This is a genomic window from Streptomyces brevispora (assembly GCF_007829885.1).
Taxonomy (GTDB): Bacteria; Actinomycetota; Actinomycetes; order Streptomycetales; family Streptomycetaceae; genus Streptomyces; species Streptomyces brevispora.
On sequence record NZ_VIWW01000001.1, the window covers coordinates 2,961,957 to 2,979,568 of the forward strand.

General features: G+C 69.5%; 19 protein-coding genes and 2 pseudogenes. 11 read left to right on the plus strand and 10 right to left on the minus strand.

Going from position 1 to position 17,612, the window contains the following annotated elements:
• The first annotated feature begins 117 nt into the window (after positions 1 to 117).
• Positions 118 to 261, plus strand: a complete 144-nt coding sequence (locus tag FHX80_RS34700; protein WP_167523531.1) for a hypothetical protein — start codon at positions 118 to 120, stop codon at positions 259 to 261.
• A gap of 158 nt (positions 262 to 419) precedes the next feature.
• On the opposite strand, the gene FHX80_RS13665 is transcribed toward FHX80_RS34700, so the two are convergent.
• The 3 genes from FHX80_RS13665 to FHX80_RS13675 form a co-directional block, all read right to left on the minus strand.
• Positions 420 to 635: a DUF6243 family protein gene (locus FHX80_RS13665; RefSeq protein ID WP_145764449.1), complete on the minus strand. Its 216-nt coding sequence runs from the start codon at positions 633 to 635 to the stop codon at positions 420 to 422.
• A 307-nt stretch (positions 636 to 942) separates the two neighbouring features.
• Positions 943 to 1,125 carry a DUF397 domain-containing protein gene (locus FHX80_RS13670; RefSeq protein WP_145764450.1) on the minus strand — a complete coding sequence of 61 codons (183 nt, stop codon included), beginning with the start codon at positions 1,123 to 1,125 and terminating at the stop codon, positions 943 to 945.
• Positions 1,122 to 1,724, minus strand: a complete 603-nt coding sequence (locus FHX80_RS13675; RefSeq protein ID WP_341874020.1) for a DUF5753 domain-containing protein — start codon at positions 1,722 to 1,724, stop codon at positions 1,122 to 1,124. Before FHX80_RS13675 ends, FHX80_RS13670 begins: the two co-directional genes overlap by 4 nt.
• Here FHX80_RS13675 and FHX80_RS13680 point away from each other — a divergent pair.
• Positions 1,614 to 2,794 (plus strand): IS3 family transposase gene (locus FHX80_RS13680; RefSeq protein WP_145764452.1). Its coding sequence is split into 2 segments (ribosomal slippage): positions 1,614 to 1,881 and positions 1,881 to 2,794, totalling 1,182 coding nucleotides; the frame shifts between segments, so codons are not numbered across the junction. The genes FHX80_RS13675 and FHX80_RS13680 overlap by 111 nt on opposite strands.
• Positions 2,795 to 2,817: 23 nt before the next feature.
• On the opposite strand, the gene FHX80_RS13685 is transcribed toward FHX80_RS13680, so the two are convergent.
• Positions 2,818 to 3,294: a Scr1 family TA system antitoxin-like transcriptional regulator gene (locus FHX80_RS13685; protein ID WP_145764453.1), complete on the minus strand. Its 477-nt coding sequence runs from the start codon at positions 3,292 to 3,294 to the stop codon at positions 2,818 to 2,820.
• A 223-nt stretch (positions 3,295 to 3,517) separates the two neighbouring features.
• On the opposite strand from FHX80_RS13685, the gene FHX80_RS13690 reads away from it, so the two are divergent.
• The 3 genes and pseudogenes from FHX80_RS13690 to FHX80_RS36580 form a co-directional block, all read left to right on the plus strand.
• Positions 3,518 to 4,027 (plus strand): ATP-binding protein, encoded by a 510-nt coding sequence (locus FHX80_RS13690; RefSeq protein ID WP_145764454.1) that lies wholly within the window; start codon positions 3,518 to 3,520, stop codon positions 4,025 to 4,027.
• A gap of 59 nt (positions 4,028 to 4,086) precedes the next feature.
• Entirely contained in the window at positions 4,087 to 4,266 is a 180-nt protein-coding gene (locus FHX80_RS36385) for a histidine phosphatase family protein (protein ID WP_280118750.1), read from the plus strand.
• Between the two features lie 79 nt (positions 4,267 to 4,345).
• A pseudogene (locus FHX80_RS36580) lies at positions 4,346 to 4,612 on the plus strand (transposase); the annotation flags it as partial.
• A 568-nt stretch (positions 4,613 to 5,180) separates the two neighbouring features.
• Here the strand turns inward: FHX80_RS36580 and FHX80_RS13705 are convergent.
• The 5 genes and pseudogenes from FHX80_RS13705 to pdhA form a co-directional block, all read right to left on the minus strand.
• The gene (locus FHX80_RS13705; protein WP_244318255.1) at positions 5,181 to 5,603 is read right to left on the minus strand and encodes a DUF6193 family natural product biosynthesis protein; all 423 of its coding nucleotides are present in this window, start codon (positions 5,601 to 5,603) and stop codon (positions 5,181 to 5,183) included.
• 221 nt (positions 5,604 to 5,824) lie between these two features.
• Positions 5,825 to 5,908, minus strand: a pseudogene (locus FHX80_RS13710) (IS5/IS1182 family transposase); the annotation flags it as partial.
• Positions 5,909 to 5,969: 61 nt separating this feature from the next.
• On the minus strand, positions 5,970 to 7,436 hold the full coding sequence (locus tag FHX80_RS13715) for a dihydrolipoamide acetyltransferase family protein (protein ID WP_145764455.1): 1,467 nt from the start codon (positions 7,434 to 7,436) through the stop codon (positions 5,970 to 5,972).
• A gap of 10 nt (positions 7,437 to 7,446) precedes the next feature.
• Positions 7,447 to 8,427, minus strand: a complete 981-nt coding sequence (locus FHX80_RS13720; protein ID WP_145764456.1) for an alpha-ketoacid dehydrogenase subunit beta — start codon at positions 8,425 to 8,427, stop codon at positions 7,447 to 7,449.
• A 2-nt stretch (positions 8,428 to 8,429) separates the two neighbouring features.
• Positions 8,430 to 9,593, minus strand: a complete 1,164-nt coding sequence (gene pdhA / locus FHX80_RS13725) for a pyruvate dehydrogenase (acetyl-transferring) E1 component subunit alpha (RefSeq protein ID WP_145764457.1) — start codon at positions 9,591 to 9,593, stop codon at positions 8,430 to 8,432.
• 339 nt (positions 9,594 to 9,932) lie between these two features.
• On the opposite strand from pdhA, the gene FHX80_RS13730 reads away from it, so the two are divergent.
• The 3 genes from FHX80_RS13730 (at position 9,933) to FHX80_RS13740 (ending at position 12,250) form a co-directional block, all read left to right on the plus strand.
• On the plus strand, positions 9,933 to 10,592 hold the full coding sequence (locus FHX80_RS13730; RefSeq protein WP_145764458.1) for a response regulator: 660 nt from the start codon (positions 9,933 to 9,935) through the stop codon (positions 10,590 to 10,592).
• A gap of 169 nt (positions 10,593 to 10,761) precedes the next feature.
• Positions 10,762 to 11,199, plus strand: a complete 438-nt coding sequence (locus FHX80_RS13735; protein WP_145764459.1) for a pyridoxamine 5'-phosphate oxidase family protein — start codon at positions 10,762 to 10,764, stop codon at positions 11,197 to 11,199.
• A 58-nt stretch (positions 11,200 to 11,257) separates the two neighbouring features.
• A complete protein-coding gene (locus FHX80_RS13740; protein WP_145764460.1) occupies positions 11,258 to 12,250 on the plus strand; it encodes a phosphotransferase in 993 nt (330 codons plus the stop codon).
• A gap of 41 nt (positions 12,251 to 12,291) precedes the next feature.
• Here the strand turns inward: FHX80_RS13740 and FHX80_RS13745 are convergent, their stop codons facing one another.
• Positions 12,292 to 13,932 carry a protein kinase domain-containing protein gene (locus FHX80_RS13745; protein WP_145764461.1) on the minus strand — a complete coding sequence of 547 codons (1,641 nt, stop codon included), beginning with the start codon at positions 13,930 to 13,932 and terminating at the stop codon, positions 12,292 to 12,294.
• A gap of 293 nt (positions 13,933 to 14,225) precedes the next feature.
• On the opposite strand from FHX80_RS13745, the gene FHX80_RS13750 reads away from it, so the two are divergent.
• The 3 genes from FHX80_RS13750 (at position 14,226) to FHX80_RS13760 (ending at position 17,598) form a co-directional block, all read left to right on the plus strand.
• Positions 14,226 to 15,875, plus strand: coding sequence for a protein kinase domain-containing protein (locus tag FHX80_RS13750; RefSeq protein ID WP_145764462.1), 1,650 nt, complete (start codon positions 14,226 to 14,228; stop codon positions 15,873 to 15,875).
• A 254-nt stretch (positions 15,876 to 16,129) separates the two neighbouring features.
• Positions 16,130 to 16,912, plus strand: a complete 783-nt coding sequence (locus FHX80_RS35675; protein WP_244318256.1) for a hypothetical protein — start codon at positions 16,130 to 16,132, stop codon at positions 16,910 to 16,912.
• Between the two features lie 83 nt (positions 16,913 to 16,995).
• Positions 16,996 to 17,598, plus strand: coding sequence for a PadR family transcriptional regulator (locus FHX80_RS13760; RefSeq protein ID WP_145764463.1), 603 nt, complete (start codon positions 16,996 to 16,998; stop codon positions 17,596 to 17,598).
• Positions 17,599 to 17,612 lie beyond the last annotated feature (14 nt).

Genomic DNA, 17,612 nt, shown 5'->3' on the forward strand with positions numbered 1-17,612 from the left:
GCAAGGGGGAGCACCCACATCGCTACTGCGTTCATGGGTCTCACCTCCTCGGGCGGTGTCGCGGTCAACTGGAAGCTACCAGCCCGACGCGATCCCGCCCACTTCTTTTCCTACCGTGTGATCACGGACTCAGTCGGCCCGCTACGCCTCGTGCTGCGCCGCCGTTGCTGGTGCTGGGAAGAGCTCAGCGCCCGCAACCGCGGCGAGTCCACGGCCCTGTGGGACGCGCTGATGCCCACGCCCAACAGCGCGGCCGAGTAACGACGATCAGCCCCGCACGGATGGCGCGGGGCGGCGGCCGCGAGCCGAGCGGGACCGGCCGCGCCCGGTACGACAGCAGGGCCCGGACCGCGCGCGTCGCGGTCCGGGCCCCGCCCCGTGCGGTGCCGCCCTGCGGCGGCGGTGGGTCAGCTGGTGGGTCAGCTCTGTGCGGTGTCGTCGTCCGTCTGCCCGGCGTCCTCGGCCGCGCCCGTCTTCTCGCGCATCTTGCGCACCAGCTCCGCCTTCTGGTCGGCGGCACCCTTGCGGTCGAGGTTGCGGTGCGGACCGTTGTTCTGCCGTTCGGCGCGGGACAGCCTCTTGCGCTGGCCGCCGCCCATGCCCACGGGGTTGTTGATGTTCTTGCTGACGGTCATGGGTTCTCCCGGAATGATGTGAAGTGATCTACGGATTCATCGGTGGGGGACGGGCGCGGCGACGTCCAGGGACATCAGCAGGGGCCCGTCACGCGCTCACTCGTAAATCGGCGTCTGGAAGAACATGCCCACGACGTTACCCGGTTCCGTCCGCCCCGCACACCAAGATTTTCGCCGCCTCGGCTTCGGCCGGGGCTTCGGAGAGCGCCCGGGGTCAGCCGTCACCGAGTCCGAGGAGTGCGCGCCGCCTGCGGCGCGGTGGGCGCGGGTGAGAGCCGCCCCCGAGGTGGCCGACTGCCGGCGGGTCCTACGGCTGCCGCCCCAGGGTCTCCTGGAAGGCGTCCCACGCGGTGGGGGCGAGAAGGAGGACTGGGCCGTCGGGCTGCTTGGAGTCGCGGACTGCGACGGTACGGGGGACGTTGAGGGCGACCTCGACACACTCACCGTTCGGCTCACTGTAACTGGACGTCCTGAAGCGAAACTCGGTCACTCGTTCATCCCTTTGGCAATGCTCTCTATGAGCCGCAACGAGTCGTACGGCGACAGACTCGTGGCACAGGTGCGTGCAAACAAATCAGTGTAGGCGGCGCTCTCCTCGGCCCCTTCGACCCAGTTGGTGGAGCGCAGCCCATCCATGTGGACGACGTCCAGCGCTCCTGATTCGGCGAACGACAGGATGTTGAAGGGCCCGCCACCGCACGAATGCACCCCCGCCCGAAACGGAAGCACCTGCACGTCAATATTCGGCTGATCCGCGAGTGCGCACAGATGCTCAAGCTGCTGTCGCATGACCCGTGGTCCACCGATCATCTGCCGCAGTGCCGCTTCCCAGATCACCGCGTGCACACGCAGTGGGTTGTCGCCACGCAGGCGTCGTTGGCGACGCAATCGCACATCGACCAGGCGCTCGGGGGTTAGCCCTTGATCGTGGACACCCTGATCATTGGATCGTGAGGATCCGAAGAACAGGAGTTCCCGTTGGGGACGTCGAAGTACTCGCCTGAGTTCCGGGCTGATGCCGTCGCGCTGTACCACGCCAGCCCGGGTGGGACGTACGCGTCGGTGGCCAAGGACCTGGGCGTCAACCACGAGACGCTCCGCACCTGGGTGCGGGATGCCGAGCAGGCCGCCCGGCCCGGCGCCGGCCAGGCCAGCGCGATGGAGAAGGAGAACCGGCAGCTGCGGGCGCGAGTGAAGGAACTCGAGCTCGAGCGGGAGATCCTGCGGAGGGCCGCGAAGTATTTTGCGGCGGAGACCAGCTGGTGAGCAGCCGCTTCCAGTTCGTTGACGATCATCGTGGCGCCTTCGGCGTCAAGCGGCTGTGCCGGATCCTGGCCGTCTCGCGGTCCGGGTTCTACCGTTGGATCGCCGGCGCGGACGCGCGGGCCGGGCGGGTCAGGGCGGATGCCGACCTCGCCGAGCGGATCACCGCCATCCACGCCGAGTCCGACGGGACTTACGGCGCCCCGCGGGTCACCGCCGAGCTTCGCGACGCCGGAGTACGCGTCAATCACAAACGCGTCGCACGGGTCATGCGTGCGCGAGGCATCGTCGGCTTCCACCTGCGCAAGAAGGTCCGCACCACCATCCCCGAGCCGTCGGCGACACCGGTTCCCGACCTGCTACGGCGCGACTTCACCGCGAAGACGCCGAACACGAAGTACGTGGGTGACGTAACGTATCTCCCCGTCGGGAACGGCCAATTCCTTTATCTGGCAACGGTGTTGGACCTGTGCTCGAAGCGCCTGGCGGGCTGGTCGATCGCCGACCACATGCGCACCGGGCTGGTCACCGACGCGCTCAAGGCTGCGGCGGCGGTCCGGGGCGCCGACGGCCTGCGCGGAGCGATCTTCCACAGCGACAACGGGGCGCAATACGCCTCGAAGGAGTTCGCCCAGGTCTGCACCGACCTCGGCGTAGTTAGATCGCGCGGCGCGGTGGGCACGAGCGCGGACAACGCCGCCGCCGAGTCGTTCAACGCGACCATGAAACGCGAGACGCTTCAGGGAAAGAAACGCTGGTCAGATGCCCGATCGGCCCGCCTCGCGGTCTTCCGATGGGCCACCCGCTACAACACCAGAAGGAGGCACTCCAGCATCGGCCAGATCAGCCCGAACGCCTTCGAACAACGATCAGTTACGCTGACCACCGCCGCATGACAACCGGTGTCCACGATCCCGGGTCAAGCCCCCTCGACCTCGTCGATCCGATCGGGCGACACGGCGGCAACCGCGAGGGCTCTCATGTACTCGGGTGTCTGAAACAGGCCCGGGATCAGGGCAAGTTGCCATGTTTGCAGCCTGAGCGCAACGTCCTCCATGGCGATGTACTCGCGCAGGCTTCCCTGCGTCAGCGAGGTAACCCACCAGCCCTTTGCCCGCCGACGCTCCCGATCCAACTTGGCCAGCTTGAGCAGACCATCCACCGTGTCCGGGCTGTCGACCCCGTAGGCCTGGCAGAGCGCGATGACGTCTGGGTCCCGAAACGGCACCCAGCCATGTTCCATCTTGGCGACCTTGGCAGCCTGAGCACTGAGGGTTGCCGCGGCCTGCGCCTGGTTCAGCCCGGCAGCCTCCCTGAAGCCCAGCAATTGACCGCCCAGCTGACGCGCAAGAACCGTAGATACCCGGTTGCCCGTATCCGCCCGCGACTTCGGCACAGCCCACCACCTCCTGTTGTCGGAGACAGTCTCCAACTGCGGGTCGTCCCGCCACAATCACTCAGTTGGGGATATTTATCTCCGAGAGATTGTGCAGCGTACGTCAACTCGCTACGTTCAGTCCTGAGCCGCTCACACAGCGGCACCGCCCGGCGGTAGTGCACCGCCCTGCCCTGCTCAGGGTCGGCATCGCCACCGCCCCCTCACCGAGAGGCACGCGCCCATGACCGCAGCCCAGGAGAAGGTCCCCGTACCCGAGCCCGTCCTCCAGGAGGACCGCGTCGACTACACCCCCACCGCACGCAGCGTCACCCTCTGCCGGCGTCGAGCCGTGCGGCTGGTCTCCGAGTGGGGCCATCCCAACCACGCCGCAGAAGTTGCCTTGCTGGTCAGCGAGTTGGCGACCAATGCCCTACTGCACGGCTGCATGAGGGGACGGCTCTTCCGCGTCCACCTCATCCTCACCGCCACCACCCTCCGCATCGAGGCCAGCGACCCGCGCGGCGAGCGGCTGCCCGCACCGCGCGAGGCGGAGGACGACGACTGCTACGGGCGCGGGCTGCTGATCGTCGCTCGGCTCGCCGATCGCTGGGGCGTCGAGCCACGCACCGTCGGCAAGACCGTCTTCGCCGAACTCGCCCTGCGCAGGCGGGCGGACCTGGCAGCGGGCCCGCGGGCTCTCCGCACGGGCCCACCTCACACACGTACCGCAGAAGCGACCACTACCGGGTGATCAGCCGATTCGGCTGAGTGGACTTCCGCGAAACATGTCGCCCGGCATGGTGCACGGCCATGGGCGAACTGATCCTGATCAGGCACGGTCAGACCGAATGGAGCCTGTCCGGCCGGCACGCCGGCCGCACCGACATTCCACTGACCGACGCGGAAGAAGCAACAGCCAAGGCGTTGGCCCAGAGGCCGGCCCGACGCCACCTGGCCGCCGTTCCGAGAGGGCGGTCTGTGAGTCTTTGAGTCGTTCCGCCGTCACCTGATGGTGCGGGTGGAGGGGGAATCTGCTGGTCCGTGGCCGTTGGTCTGCTGGCGCGGCGGGGTGAGTGAACACAAGCCGTACCCGAGCGACTTGTCGGACGAGCAGTGCTCGTTGATCGAGCCGGTGATCATGGCCTGGAAGGACCGGCACCGTTCGGTCAGCGGTCACCAGGACGCCTACGCGATGCGCGAGATCGTGAACGCGATCCTCTACCAGGGCCGGACCGGTTGCCGGTGGGCCTACCTCCCGCACGACCTGCCGCCGAAGAGCGCGACGTACTACTGCTTCGCCGCGTGGCGGGACGACGGGACTGACCAGGTCATCCACAGGTCATCCATGAACTCCTGCGCTGTTCATGCCGACGTATCGCCCGACCGTGATCCACCACACGGGATTATCTCAAAATGCAACCGAGGATCGGGTCTCCGCACGTCGGCCGCGGAGGAGCCAGAGCCCTCCGGCCGTGGCCAGGCAGATCAGGCCGGAGCCGACGCTCATCAGGGCCTGGAACGAGCCGCTCCAGAGAAAATAGGAGATGAGGTTGAAGAGGAAGGCGGCCAGTAGTAGCAGCCAGAGCAGGACCTTCACAGTGGGGCTCCCTTGGGGCGGAGGGGGTGAGTGATCGTCACGACCACCGTATGTGAGTGGCTCATCGCGCCGTACGCCAGCCCGGCCATCGCGGCATTGCCGCATTACCTCGAACGTAATCGACCGGCACCGGCCGCCCCGGCAGGGTTGAGGTCACTGGGCCTCGGGCGGCGCACCTCGGCGGTTCAGCAGCCGGAAGAAGACTCCCATGTCCCGCTCCGCGCAGGCCGCGAGGAACCGCTCGTCGCTGAGCAGCCCAGCGGTGACATGACGCAGGTCCTGCGGCTGACGACCGACACCGCCGTGATCAGCGAGCCTGGCCCGGAGCCAACCCGGAAACGGACATCAGCTCATGTGTGGCGAGTTCCTCGGGTGTGCCGTTGAACGCTGGGCCACGGTTGGACGGCAGTCGCTCAACGACCATTGCGACCGCCTCCCGCGCTGTACCAGCTCTACCGATCTTCTGAGTCCGCGAAGGCCCCTCGACGTAGTACGGCCCGGCATGGTCCGGACCGGCCGCCGCTGGGCCGATGTAGGGCACGTCCCACGTCCAGCGCTGCTCAGTACAGCGACTGAAATGCAGCTCCCACATACCGATCCAGGGGAATAGCTGCCGTAGCCGTGGCTCGGCGTATGCCGCCACGACCAACTCAGCGCTCACCCGGTCGGAGTCGAGCAGCTCCTGCCATGCCGCTTCCACCGTGTCTGTACCTGAGCCGTTCGTCGTCATGTCCGGATTCTCCACTGCGGCCCGGTCGAGCGGGTGTGGTGAGACACCCCCCTCGCGGTCTCCGATCGGCGGAACGAAGACGGGCACGTTCCGCAGTAGAAGCTGAGCTCGAAGGCAGGCCCGTCGTCGACCATGAGCAAGCGGCGCCGCGTCCCGCCGTCGGCCTCCTGCCATTCCGGGTCGAAGCGCAACCGCGCCTCGGGGGCAGGGAGGCTCGAGACCACGCCCTCGCCCTTGAGACAGCAGTCGCGGAGGATCTTCCGGGTCCCCATCCGGGCGCAGGCACGCTCGACGCGGGTGCGGACATGACAGCGGGCCCGCGCGCACTTCGCACGGGCCCACCTCACACACCTGCCGCAGGGGCGACTACGCCCAGGTGATCAGGCGCTTCGGCTGTTCCAGGATCGCGGCGACGTCCGCGAGGACCTTGGAGCCGAGCTCGCCGTCGACCAGCCGGTGGTCGAAGGAGAGCGCCAGAGTGGTGACCTGGCGGGGCTTCACCTTGCCCTTGTGGACCCACGGCTGGAGCTTGATCGCACCGACCGCGAGGATCGCGGACTCGCCCGGGTTGAGGATCGGCGTACCCGTGTCGACACCGAAGACGCCGACGTTGGTGATGGTCACCGTGCCGCCCGCCATCGCCGCCGGGGACGTCTTGCCCTCGCGAGCCGTCGAGACCAACTCACCGAGTGATGCGGCCAGTTGGGGGAGCGTTTGCTCGTGCGCGTCCTTGATGTTCGGCACGATCAGTCCGCGCGGGGTGGCCGCGGCGATGCCCAGGTTCACGTAGTGCTTCTGCACGATCTCCTGGTTCGCCTCGTCCCAGGCGGCGTTGACCTCGGGGTGCCGCTTGATCGCGACCAGGAGCGCCTTGGCGATGATCAGGAGCGGGTTGACCCGCACCCCGGCCATCTCCTTGTCCTCCTTGAGCTCCGCGACCAGCTTCATCGTGCGCGTCACGTCGACCGTCACGAACTCGGTGACGTGCGGCGCCGTGAACGCGCTGCCGACCATCGCCTGCGCGATGGCCTTCCGTACGCCCTTGACGGGGATACGGGTCTCCCGCGCACCCGCCGAAGCGACCACGGCCGGGGCCTGCGCCGGGGCCGGTGTCGGAGCCGGAACCTCGTCCCGCACCGGCGCGGGGGCCGGAACCGGGGCCGGTGTCGCCGCCGCGTGGACGTCCTCGCGGGTGATGACGCCGCCCGCGCCGGTCGGGCTGACCGTCGCCAGGTCGATGCCCAGGTCCTTCGCCAGCTTCCGTACCGGAGGCTTCGCGAGCGGCCGGGTCCCGGAGACGGCAGAGACGGCGGTGACCGCAGGGGCTGCGGGGACGGCGGAGGTGCCGTGCCCGTTCATCTCGCCCTGGATCGCGACGGACGCGGCGGCGGGCGCCGCCTCGGTGCCCTTGCGGGCGCGCCGCTTCGTGGAGGACTCGGCCACGCCGTAGCCGACCAGGACCGGCGTACGGCCCTTCGGCGCCTCGGCCTCCGGCTCGGCGGCGGGCGCGGGGGCCGAGGCCGGGGCAGAAGCCGCAGCCGCAGCCGCGTCGCCGCCGCCCGGCGCCACGTCCACCGCGATGATCACCTGGCCGACGTCGACGGTCGTGCCCTCGCCGAAGCGCAGCTCGTGCACCACCCCGTCGAACGGGATCGGCAGCTCGACGGCCGCCTTCGCCGTCTCGACCTCGCAGACGACCTGGCCGTCGGTGACGGTGTCGCCCGGCTGGACGAACCACTTGAGGATCTCGGCCTCGGTCAGTCCCTCGCCCACGTCGGGCATCTTGAACTCACGGAAGCGAGCAGCGTTGGAAGTGTCGGTCATCGTAGTCACGCCCCAGTCCTCAGTACGCCAGCGAGCGGTCGACGGCGTCGAGCACACGGTCGAGACCCGGCAGGTACTCGTCCTCGAGCCGGGCCGGCGGGTACGGGACGTGGTAGCCGCCGACCCTCAGCACGGGTGCTTCGAGGTGGTAGAAGCACCGCTCCGTGATGCGAGCGGCGATCTCCGCGCCGGAGCCGTAGAACACCGGCGCCTCGTGGACCACGACCAGCCGACGGGTCTTCTCGACCGACGTCTGGATGGCGTCGAAGTCGATCGGGGACATCGAACGCAGGTCCAGGACCTCGATCGACTTGCCCTCCTCCTGGGCGGCCGCGGCGGCCTCCAGGCAGACCTTCACCATCGGGCCGTACGCGACCAGCGTGAGATCCGCGCCGGCACGGGCGACGGAAGCGCGGTGCAGCTGGCCCGGGATGGACTCGGTGTCCACCTCGCCCTTGTCCCAGTAACGGCGCTTCGGCTCGAAGAAGATGATCGGGTCGTCGCTCTGCACGGCCTGCTGCATCATCCAGTAGGCGTCCGACGCGTTCGAGGGCGAGACCACCTTCAGGCCCGCGACGTGCGCGAACAGCGCCTCGGGCGACTCGCTGTGGTGCTCCACGGCGCCGATGCCGCCGCCGTACGGAATCCGCACGACGACCGGCAGCTTGATCTTGCCGAGCGAGCGGGCGTGCATCTTCGCGAGCTGCGTGACGATCTGGTCGTACGCGGGGAAGACGAAGCCGTCGAACTGGATCTCCACGACCGGCCGGTAGCCGCGCAGCGCCATGCCGATCGCCGTACCGACGATGCCGGACTCGGCGAGCGGGGTGTCGATCACCCGGCCCTCGCCGAAGTCCTTCTGGAGACCGTCGGTGATCCGGAAGACCCCGCCCAGCTTTCCGACGTCCTCACCCATGATGAGGACCTTGGGGTCGGTGTCGAGGGCCTTGCGCAGCGACTCGTTGAGCGCCTTCGCAAGGGACATCTTTTCCATGGCCATGACTACTTGCCTTCCTCGGCGAACGATGCCTGGTAGGCGGCGAACTGGGCGCGCTCCTCGTCGACGAGCGCGCTCCCGTCGGCGTAGGCGTGGTCGAAGATCGCCAGCCGGTCCGGGTCGGGCATGGCCCGTACCGCTTCGCGCACCCGCTTGCCGAGGACTTCGCTCTCCTCGTCGAGGCCGGTGAAGAACGCCTCGTCGGCCGCGCCCTGCTTCTCCAGGTACGTACGCAGGCGCAGGATCGGGTCCTTGGCCTCCCAGGAGACGCGCTCCTCGTCGGCCCGGTACTTCGTCGGGTCGTCGGAGGTGGTGTGCGCGCCCATCCGGTAGGTGAACGCCTCCACGAGGGTGGGGCCCTCGCCGCGACGGGCCCGCTCCAGGGCGGACCGGGTGACGGCCAGGCAGGCCAGCACGTCGTTGCCGTCGACCCGGACGCCGGGGAAGCCGAAGCCCTGGGCGCGCTGGTAGAGCGGCACCCGGGTCTGCTTCTCGGTCGGCTCGGAGATCGCCCACTGGTTGTTCTGGCAGAAGAACACGACCGGGGCGTTGTAGACCGCGGAGAACGTGAACGCCTCGGCAACATCGCCCTGGCTGGAGGCGCCGTCACCGAAGTACGCGATCACGGCCGAGTCCGCGCCGTCCTTGGCGACACCCATGGCGTAGCCGGTGGCGTGCAGGGTCTGCGAGCCGATGACGATCGTGTACAGGTGGAAGTTGTTGGTGTTCGGGTCCCAGCCGCCGTGGTTCACACCGCGGAACATCCCGAGGAGATTGGTCGGATCGACCCCCCGGCACCAGGCGACGCCGTGCTCCCGGTACGTCGGGAAGACGTAGTCGTCGTCGCGCAGTGCCCGGCCGGAGCCGATCTGGGCGGCCTCCTGGCCCAGCAGCGAAGCCCACAGCCCGAGCTCGCCCTGGCGCTGGAGGGCGGTGGCCTCGGCGTCGAAGCGGCGGGTCAGGACCATGTCCCGGTACAGGCCGCGCAACTCCTCCGCGGTCAGGTCGATCGAGTAGTCCGGGTGCTCGACGCGCTCGCCCTCGGGCGTCAGCAGCTGTACGAGCTCGGGTCCGGAAGTCTGTGGCGACTTCGCGGGCGCCTTCGCGGCGCTGGTCCGCTTGCTGCTGCGTCGCGGTTTGCGCGCGGCAGCAGTGCTCTCCACGGTCACGTGCGTGCTCCTCCGTCGGTCCGGCCCCCGGGGTCTGCCGGGAGACCAGTGCGGCTCGCCTGTGTCCGTACCCGTGCACGGGGTGGGTGCCGCTCGGTCCGGGAACAGGCGTGACAGGTGCCCCGGCGAGCACCCTGTACAAGGCACGTTACCCAGTGCCTCACGTAACTGCGACACCCTATCTGACCTGCGATTTTGCTTGGATATCCAAGTAAATCGCAGAATTCGGGAACTCTCGCTGGTCACAGCACTGGAAACAGCCTCGCAGGCCGCCGGAACAACGGCACGTTATCCCGCCCGACACCGGCAGGGAAGAGGGGAGTGTGTGAGACTGCGTTTGTGCGCAAAGAAGGAAAAATCACTGTTTTTCTGCTGGACGACCATGAAGTCGTCCGCCGCGGAGTCCATGAGCTCCTCTCGGTGGAGGACGACATCGAGGTGGTCGGCGAGGCCGGTACGGCACAGGACGCACTGGTCCGCATCCCCGCGACCCGGCCCGATGTCGCCATCCTCGACGTACGGCTGCCCGACGGCAGCGGGGTGGAGGTCTGCCGGGAGATCCGGTCGCAGGACGAGTCCATCAACTGCCTGATGCTGACCTCGTACGCCGACGACGAGGCGCTCTTCGACGCGATCATGGCGGGAGCCTCCGGATACGTGCTCAAGGCGATCCGGGGCAACGAGCTGCTGAACGCCGTACGGGATGTGGCGGCTGGAAAGTCGCTGCTCGACCCCGTGGCCACCGCACGGGTGCTGGAGCGCCTGCGCGACGGCAAGAAGGGCCGCGGCGACGACAAACTCGCCGGCCTCACGGATCAGGAACGCAAGATCCTGGACCTCATCGGTGAGGGGCTGACGAACCGGGTGATCGGGGAGCGGCTGCATCTCGCCGAGAAGACGATCAAGAACTACGTCTCCAGCCTGCTCTCCAAGCTCGGCATGGAACGCCGCTCGCAGGCCGCCGCCTATGTGGCGCGGCTCCAGGCCGAGAAGCGCTGAACGGCACCGGAGCCGGAAACCGGACGGAACGGGAAGTGCGACCCGTGCGCGTCCGCAGGAAAACCGTGCGGAAGAGGCCGCGGCCCGTGGCGGACTAGGGACTTTGGTCCCCCGGCGCCCGGGGCCGCAGCCTCTTATTCTCTCCGCCGCGGTGACGGACAGTTGGGTCATGTCCACCGAGGAAGAACTCCAAGCGATCGACCTGCTCGGCCGGGTCCCCTACGGCCGGCTGGCGACGAGCATGCGGGCCCTTCCGTTCCTGACGGTGGCCCGCCACATCGTGATCGACGGCCGGGTCGTCCTCCGGATGCACAGCGGCCTCGGCTACCACGACGCCTGCAACGGCACGGTCGTGGCGTACGGGGCGGACAACTTCAACGCGGCCACCTCGGCGGGCAGCCGGGACCTGTGGTCCGTGCAGTTCACCGGGCCCGCGGAGACCGTGGAGCCGACCCCCGCCCAGCGCGAGCTCTTCGGTCCCGTCCCCGTCGAGGTGAACGGGGAGCCCTTCACCCCGGCCTTTCTCCGGCTCGACCCGCATTTCGTCAGCGTGCACACTCTGGACTTCAACGCAACTCGACACAGCCCGCAACACAGCGTGATCTAACATCTGGCGAGTGCCGCGCTCATCTGTAACATTCCCGCCTGTTCCCCCGGTCTGCGAGGTGCTTCGCCGCTACCCCAACACAGGTGAGCCGCTCACCTGCAAACCCCTGGACCAGGGCCTGCTCAACCACGGATACCGGGTCTCCACCACCCGCGGTTCCTACTTCCTCAAGCACCACCTGGACGACTCCACCGGCGACCGCGCCACGATCGTCCGCCAGCACCGCGCCACCAAGCGGCTGCAATCACTCGGAGTACCCGTCGCCCCGCCCCTCGAGGACACCGAGGGCGGCACCGTCACCGAGATCGGCGGCCGCCGCTACGCCCTGCACCCCTGGGTCGACGGGCTGCACCGGGCCGGTGCCCAGCTCACCATCGCCCAGTCGGTACGGCTCGGGGCGCTCCTCGGAGCCGTACACACCGGTCTTGAACAGGTGATGGAGACGGGCGCGGGGGCCGCGGGCCGACCGCCCGGACATGCGAGCCCGGACCCCGCCGACACCTTCGCGCTGATCGACGAGCTGCTGACCGCGGCGCGCGGCCGGCGGCCCCGGGACTCCTTCGACGAACTGGCCGAGCACCGGCTCCTGGAGCGGCGCACCCTGCTGGACCAGCACGCGGGCCGCCGGCCGCCGCCGCCCGGGGTTCCGGCGACCGGCTGGGTGCACGGCGACTTCCACCCGCTGAACGTGCTCTACCGGGGCGCCGACCCGGTGGCGATCCTCGACTGGGACCGGCTCGGCGTGCAGCCCCGGGCGGAGGAGGCGGTGCGGGCGGCGGCGATCTTCTTCGTCCAGCCGACCGGTGAGCTGGAGCTGGCGAAGGTGCGGGCGTACGCGCGCGCCTACCGGCGGGCGGCCGGGGCCGGGGCGGCCGAGCTGGCCGCCGCGGTGCACCGGGTGTGGTGGGAGCGGCTCAACGACTTCTGGATACTGCGCTGGCGGTACTGCCTGAACGACCGAAGGGCCGACCCGCAGTTCCCTGCGGTGTCGGCCCTGGCGGTCTGGTGGACCCGTGAGTACGACGCGGTGTGCGAGGCGTTCACGGGGTGAGGCTGCGGGTGCGGGTGCTTACGGGGTGAGGCCGCGGGTGCTTACTGGGTGCCCGCGGTGACCGCGGAGCCCGCTGAGCCCGCGGTGGTGCCGGTGCTGGCACCCTCCGCGGTGCCGCCCGGCTCTCCGCCCGCTCCGCCGCCCGTCGCCGTGCCGCCCGACTCGCCGCTGGTGCCGCCGTCGGTCGTCGCGCCCGTCGTGTCGGTGCCCGTACCGCCGTCCGTCGACGTTCCGCCATCGTCGGTGCCCGTACCGCCGTCCGTCGTGGTGCCCGGGGCCGTTTCCGACTCGGTGGGCGTGGGGGGCTCGGCGGTTTCGCTCGGTGTGAACGACCTGGTGTGCGAGGGCCTCGGCGGCGGCTCCTGCTGGTTGCCGGTGGAGGTCCCGGGCTGCTCGGTGTCCTGGGTCTGCTCCTCGGTCGGCGAGGCCGAACTCTTCTTCGGAGACGGGGAGCTGGACGTCGACGCCGGCTTCTTCTCGTGCTTGTCGCCGCTGCCGTTCGCCGCGCTGAGCGCGATGGCGATGCCCGCACCGATCGCGATCAGCGCCAGCACGACGAACAGCCACAGCTTGCCGCGACCGCCACCGCCCGGCCGGCCACCGCCGTCGTATCCGCCGTCGTCAGGGTTCATCGGCGGCAGGATCGGCCCCTGCGAGGTGTCCCCGTGCTGCGGGTACCCCATCGCACGGGTGGCGCCGGTCATACCCCGGGGCGGGGTGGCACCGCCCTCGTGCGTCACGACCGGGCCCGTGTTCCACGTACCGGTGTGGCCGCCCTGCACCTGAAGCATCTGCAGGCTGTACTGGACGAGCCCGCGCATCTCCTCGGCGCTCTGGAACCGGTCGTCCGGGTCCTTCGCGAGCGAGCGCATCACCAGCCCGTCGAGCTCCGCGGGCACCGCGTCGGAGACCTCCGACGGCGGGACCGGAATGTCCTGGACGTGCTGGTACACGACGGAGAGCGGCGTCTCACCCGTGAACGGGGGCCGCAGCGCCAGGAGTTCGTAGAGCAGACAGCCGGTGGCGTACAGGTCGGAGCGGTGGTCGACGGCCTTGCCCAGCGCCTGCTCCGGGGAGAGGTACTGCGGCGTCCCCATGACCATGCCGGTCTGCGTCATCGTCGACTGCGCGCCGTGCAGCGCGCGGGCGATGCCGAAGTCCATCACCTTGACCGCGCCGGAGTGCGTGATGATCACGTTGGCGGGCTTGATGTCCCGGTGCACGATGCCGTGCTGGTGCGAGTAGGCGAGCGCCTCAAGTACCCCGGAGACAATGATCAGCGCCTGCTCCGGAGGCGGGGCCTCGGCGTTGAGCAACAGGTCACGGATGGTGCGGCCCTCGACGAGCTCCATCACGATGTACGGGACGGTCTGGCCGCCCACGGTGTCCTCGCCGGAGTCGTACACCGCCACGACAGCATGGTGGTTGAGCCCCGCGACCGACTGGGCCTCACGCGTGAACCGGGCCTTGGAGACCGGGTCCTCGGCGAGATCGGAGCGCAGCAGCTTCACCGCGACCGTACGTCCGAGCCGGACGTCCTCGGCCGCGAAGACCTCGGCCATACCGCCGGAACCGAGCCGGTGGGTCAGCCGGTACCGTCCGTCGCCGACAACACCTCCGAGGCCCGAGGCGTCGGTGTCATCCGGAACTCCGCCGCCGTTTGCTTCGGGTTCGGGTGCCATCAGTCCTCGCCGTCGTATATGTCCGCGCGTCCGCGGGTTCTCACGGTGCCTTGCTGCATTGCCACGTCACGCTACAGCCTTCGTCGGACACACCGTTTTCGAGAGGGACCGGCCATCAAACCGGCTGGTGCGCCGCCCGCGCAAATTCATGCGCTTCCTGTAACGCTTCCGAGACGCTTCTTGTGCGTAGGGTCACGGAACGGGCACCTGGCTTGACGTGTCGTACCCCTCGGGCAGACTGGCCCGTAATACGGATCTTCGCGTGAGTCGCGCGCCCGAGGGGGAAGCAAGTCATGAGCCACGACGGCGCACAAGGGGCCCAGGGGCGCTATGCGGGCGGTTCGGTCGCCGGTGGCCGCTACCAGCTGCGTGACCTGCTCGGCGAGGGCGGGATGGCGTCCGTATACCTGGCGTACGACTCGGCGCTCGACCGGCAGGTCGCGATCAAGACCCTCCACACCGAACTCGGACGCGAGCAGTCCTTCCGCGAGCGGTTCCGGCGCGAGGCCCAGGCCGTCGCCAAGCTCCAGCACACCAACATCGTCTCCGTCTTCGACACCGGCGAGGACGAACTCGGCGGCGCGCTGATGCCGTACATAGTCATGGAGTACGTGGAGGGGCAGCCGCTCGGCTCCGTGCTCCAGTCGGACATCCGCAGTCACGGTGCCATGCCCGCCGACAAGGCGCTCAAGGTGACGGCCGATGTGCTGGCCGCCCTGGACACCAGCCACGAAATGGGCCTGGTCCACCGCGACATCAAGCCCGGCAACGTGATGGTGACCAAGCGCGGTGTCGTGAAGGTCATGGACTTCGGCATCGCCCGCGCCATGCAGTCGGGCGTCACGTCGATGACGCAGACCGGCATGGTCGTCGGCACCCCCCAGTACCTCTCCCCCGAACAGGCCCTGGGCCGTGGGGTGGACGCGCGCTCCGACCTGTACTCGGTCGGCATCATGCTGTTCCAGCTGCTGACCGGCCGCATCCCGTTCGACGCGGACTCACCCCTGGCCATCGCGTACGCGCATGTGCAGGAGGAGCCGGTCGCGCCCTCCACCATCAACCGGTCGATCACCCCGGCGATGGACGCGCTGGTCGCCCGCGCGCTGAAGAAGAACCCGAACGAGCGCTTCCCGAGCGCCGCCGCAATGCAGGACGAGATCGCCCGCGTGCTGAGCGCGAGCGGCCGGACGGGCGCCCCGGTGATCATCGCCGGGGCCGGCGCCCCGGCGAACAGCGGCTCGGGTGTCGGTTCGGCGGTCTTCCCGCCGGTCGACCAGTCCACCGCCGCTCCGCAGAACGTCCAGACGCCGTACCAGCCCGGCCCGTACCAGTCGCAGCAGCAGCCCGGCCCCTACGGTCCGCCGACGCCCGCCCCGTCGTACGGCTATCCCCAGTCGGCCCCGGCGTACCAGGGCCAGGCGCCGATGTCGCCGATGTCCCCGATGCAGCAGCAGACCCCGCAGCCGTACTCGCTCTCGCAGCCGACGTCCGCCGCTTCGGGCGGTGGCGGCTCCAAGCGGAACCTGCCGGTGATCATGGGCTCGATCGTCGTCGCCCTGATCGCGATCGGCGGCCTGATCACGGTGCTCTCGATGAAGAACGAGGACAAGGGCGGCGGCACCGACGCCTCGTCGAGCGTGTCCCCGGCCGGTGAGCACCGCGGTCCGGAACGGAACCGGACGATGGACACCGAGAAGTGCACGGACGCGATGGAGGACTCCGACGACCCGAGCAAGGTCGATGCCCCGAGGTTCATCTTCAAGGACATCCTTTCGGCGAGGGCGTGCGCGGACGCGGCGGGCTGGACCGTCAAGATCATCAAGGAGCCCGGGAACGCGTACGCCGAGGACCAGGTCGTCGACCAGTTCCCGACGTCCGGAACCGCGGTCTCGAAGGTCGGAGCACACTTCGAGCTGAAGGTCTCGACCGGCGATCCGGCCTAGTTTCAGCGGGTACCCGGCAAGCACTTCATCGGCAGTACCCAAGCGTCATCGCGGAGGAACCGGACTCCGGACGCGCACCCGGCCGACGGCGCCCACGGCATCGGCGGACAGCCGCGACGAGTCATGGGGTACGCCGAACGGGCAGCCGGCGCCAGGGAGCAGACGTCAGCCGGCGCAACGGCTCCCGTGATCCGACAGGGCGAACGCGCATCGTCCGAGATGCCGGACATACCGTCACATGTGACGCTGGCCTCATGGCTTCAGGACATCCCTCCTCACGACCCTCGCTGTGCACGGCCTGCCTGGTACTGACCGCGGTCGCGGCACTGGGGGCCATGACCGGTGGCGAGGCGCACGCGGACGAGCGCGCGGCCGCCGGGGCCCCGGCGGCGGTCCACGCTTTCGTGGCACCGGTCCACACCTCCGTGGCGCCGGCCCACGCTCTCGTGGCGCCGCGCACGGCGGCGGTCGCCGAGCCCTCCGTCACCGTGCCCGGTCCGTCCGGCTCCCCGTCCGACGTGCCACCGTCCGCCACCCCCTCCGCGCCGCCTCCCGGCGCCCCGTCCGCCCCGCACCGACCCGGCACATCCGCGGGCCCGGCGGCCGCGCCCGCGCCTCCCGCACCCCTGCCGTCCGCACCCTCGGGCGCCCCGTCCGACGACGCCGGGCCGCCCTCGCCGAGCGCCGGGTCGCCGCGGTCCCAGGACAAGCAGTCGCCGTTGGCGGGGCGGCCCGCCGGGGAGGGCCGGGAGCGCCCCGGGCGACAGCTGACGCCCCAGGAGATCGCACAGGCGGACGACGCCGCCGAATCAAACAAGAACGATCCCACCGCGACGATCCCCACCCCGACGGACCCCGCCGCGGTGCCGGTCACCGTTCCTGACGCGAGCACGTCGCCCGAGGCCGGCCGGTACTCGCGGCAGGCCGTCGGCGAAGGGGCCGTAGGACAGGTCCAGGAGCTGTCCCTCGGCGTGGGAATCTCCCTGGTCGGACTGGGTATCGGCTTCCTCGCCATGCGCATCCGCCGCCTCGGCTGACCGCCGCACCCAGGCCGGCCCGCCCACTCCGTACCAGTCAACGGAACTTGCGTGCGGCGACATACTCGGTATACATACTCAGTATGTCGATCCGTCACGGGCTACTTGCCCTACTGGAACGGGGGCCGCGCTACGGCTCTCAGCTCCGGACCGAATTCGAGTCCCGCACCGGCTCCACCTGGCCGCTCAACGTCGGGCAGGTGTACACGACACTGAGCCGGCTGGAGCGTGACGGCCTGGTCGCCCAGGACGCCGAGGACGACCAGGGGCACTCGCTGTACTCGATCAGCGACGAGGGGCGTGCCGAGCTGCGCAACTGGTTCGAGACCCCCGTCGACCGCAGCAGTCCGCCGCGGGACGAGCTGGCCATCAAGCTCGCCATGGCCGTCGGCGCCCCCGGTGTGGACATCCGGGCCGTCATCCAGTCCCAGCGCCACCACACCGTGAAGGCGATGCAGGACTACACGCGCCTCAAGGCGCTCACCGACGCACCCACCAACCGCGACGAGGTCGCCTGGCTGCTCGTACTGGAACAGCTGATCTTCCAGGCCGAGGCGGAGGCCCGCTGGCTGGACCACTGCGAGTCCCGGCTGGTCCGTCTCGCCCAGGCCGCCGCCACGGAGCCGGAGGCCAAGACGTCCGCGCCCGGCCCCGCACGTACCGCCAAGGCCCGCGCACGCCGCTGAAACAGCACCCGCAC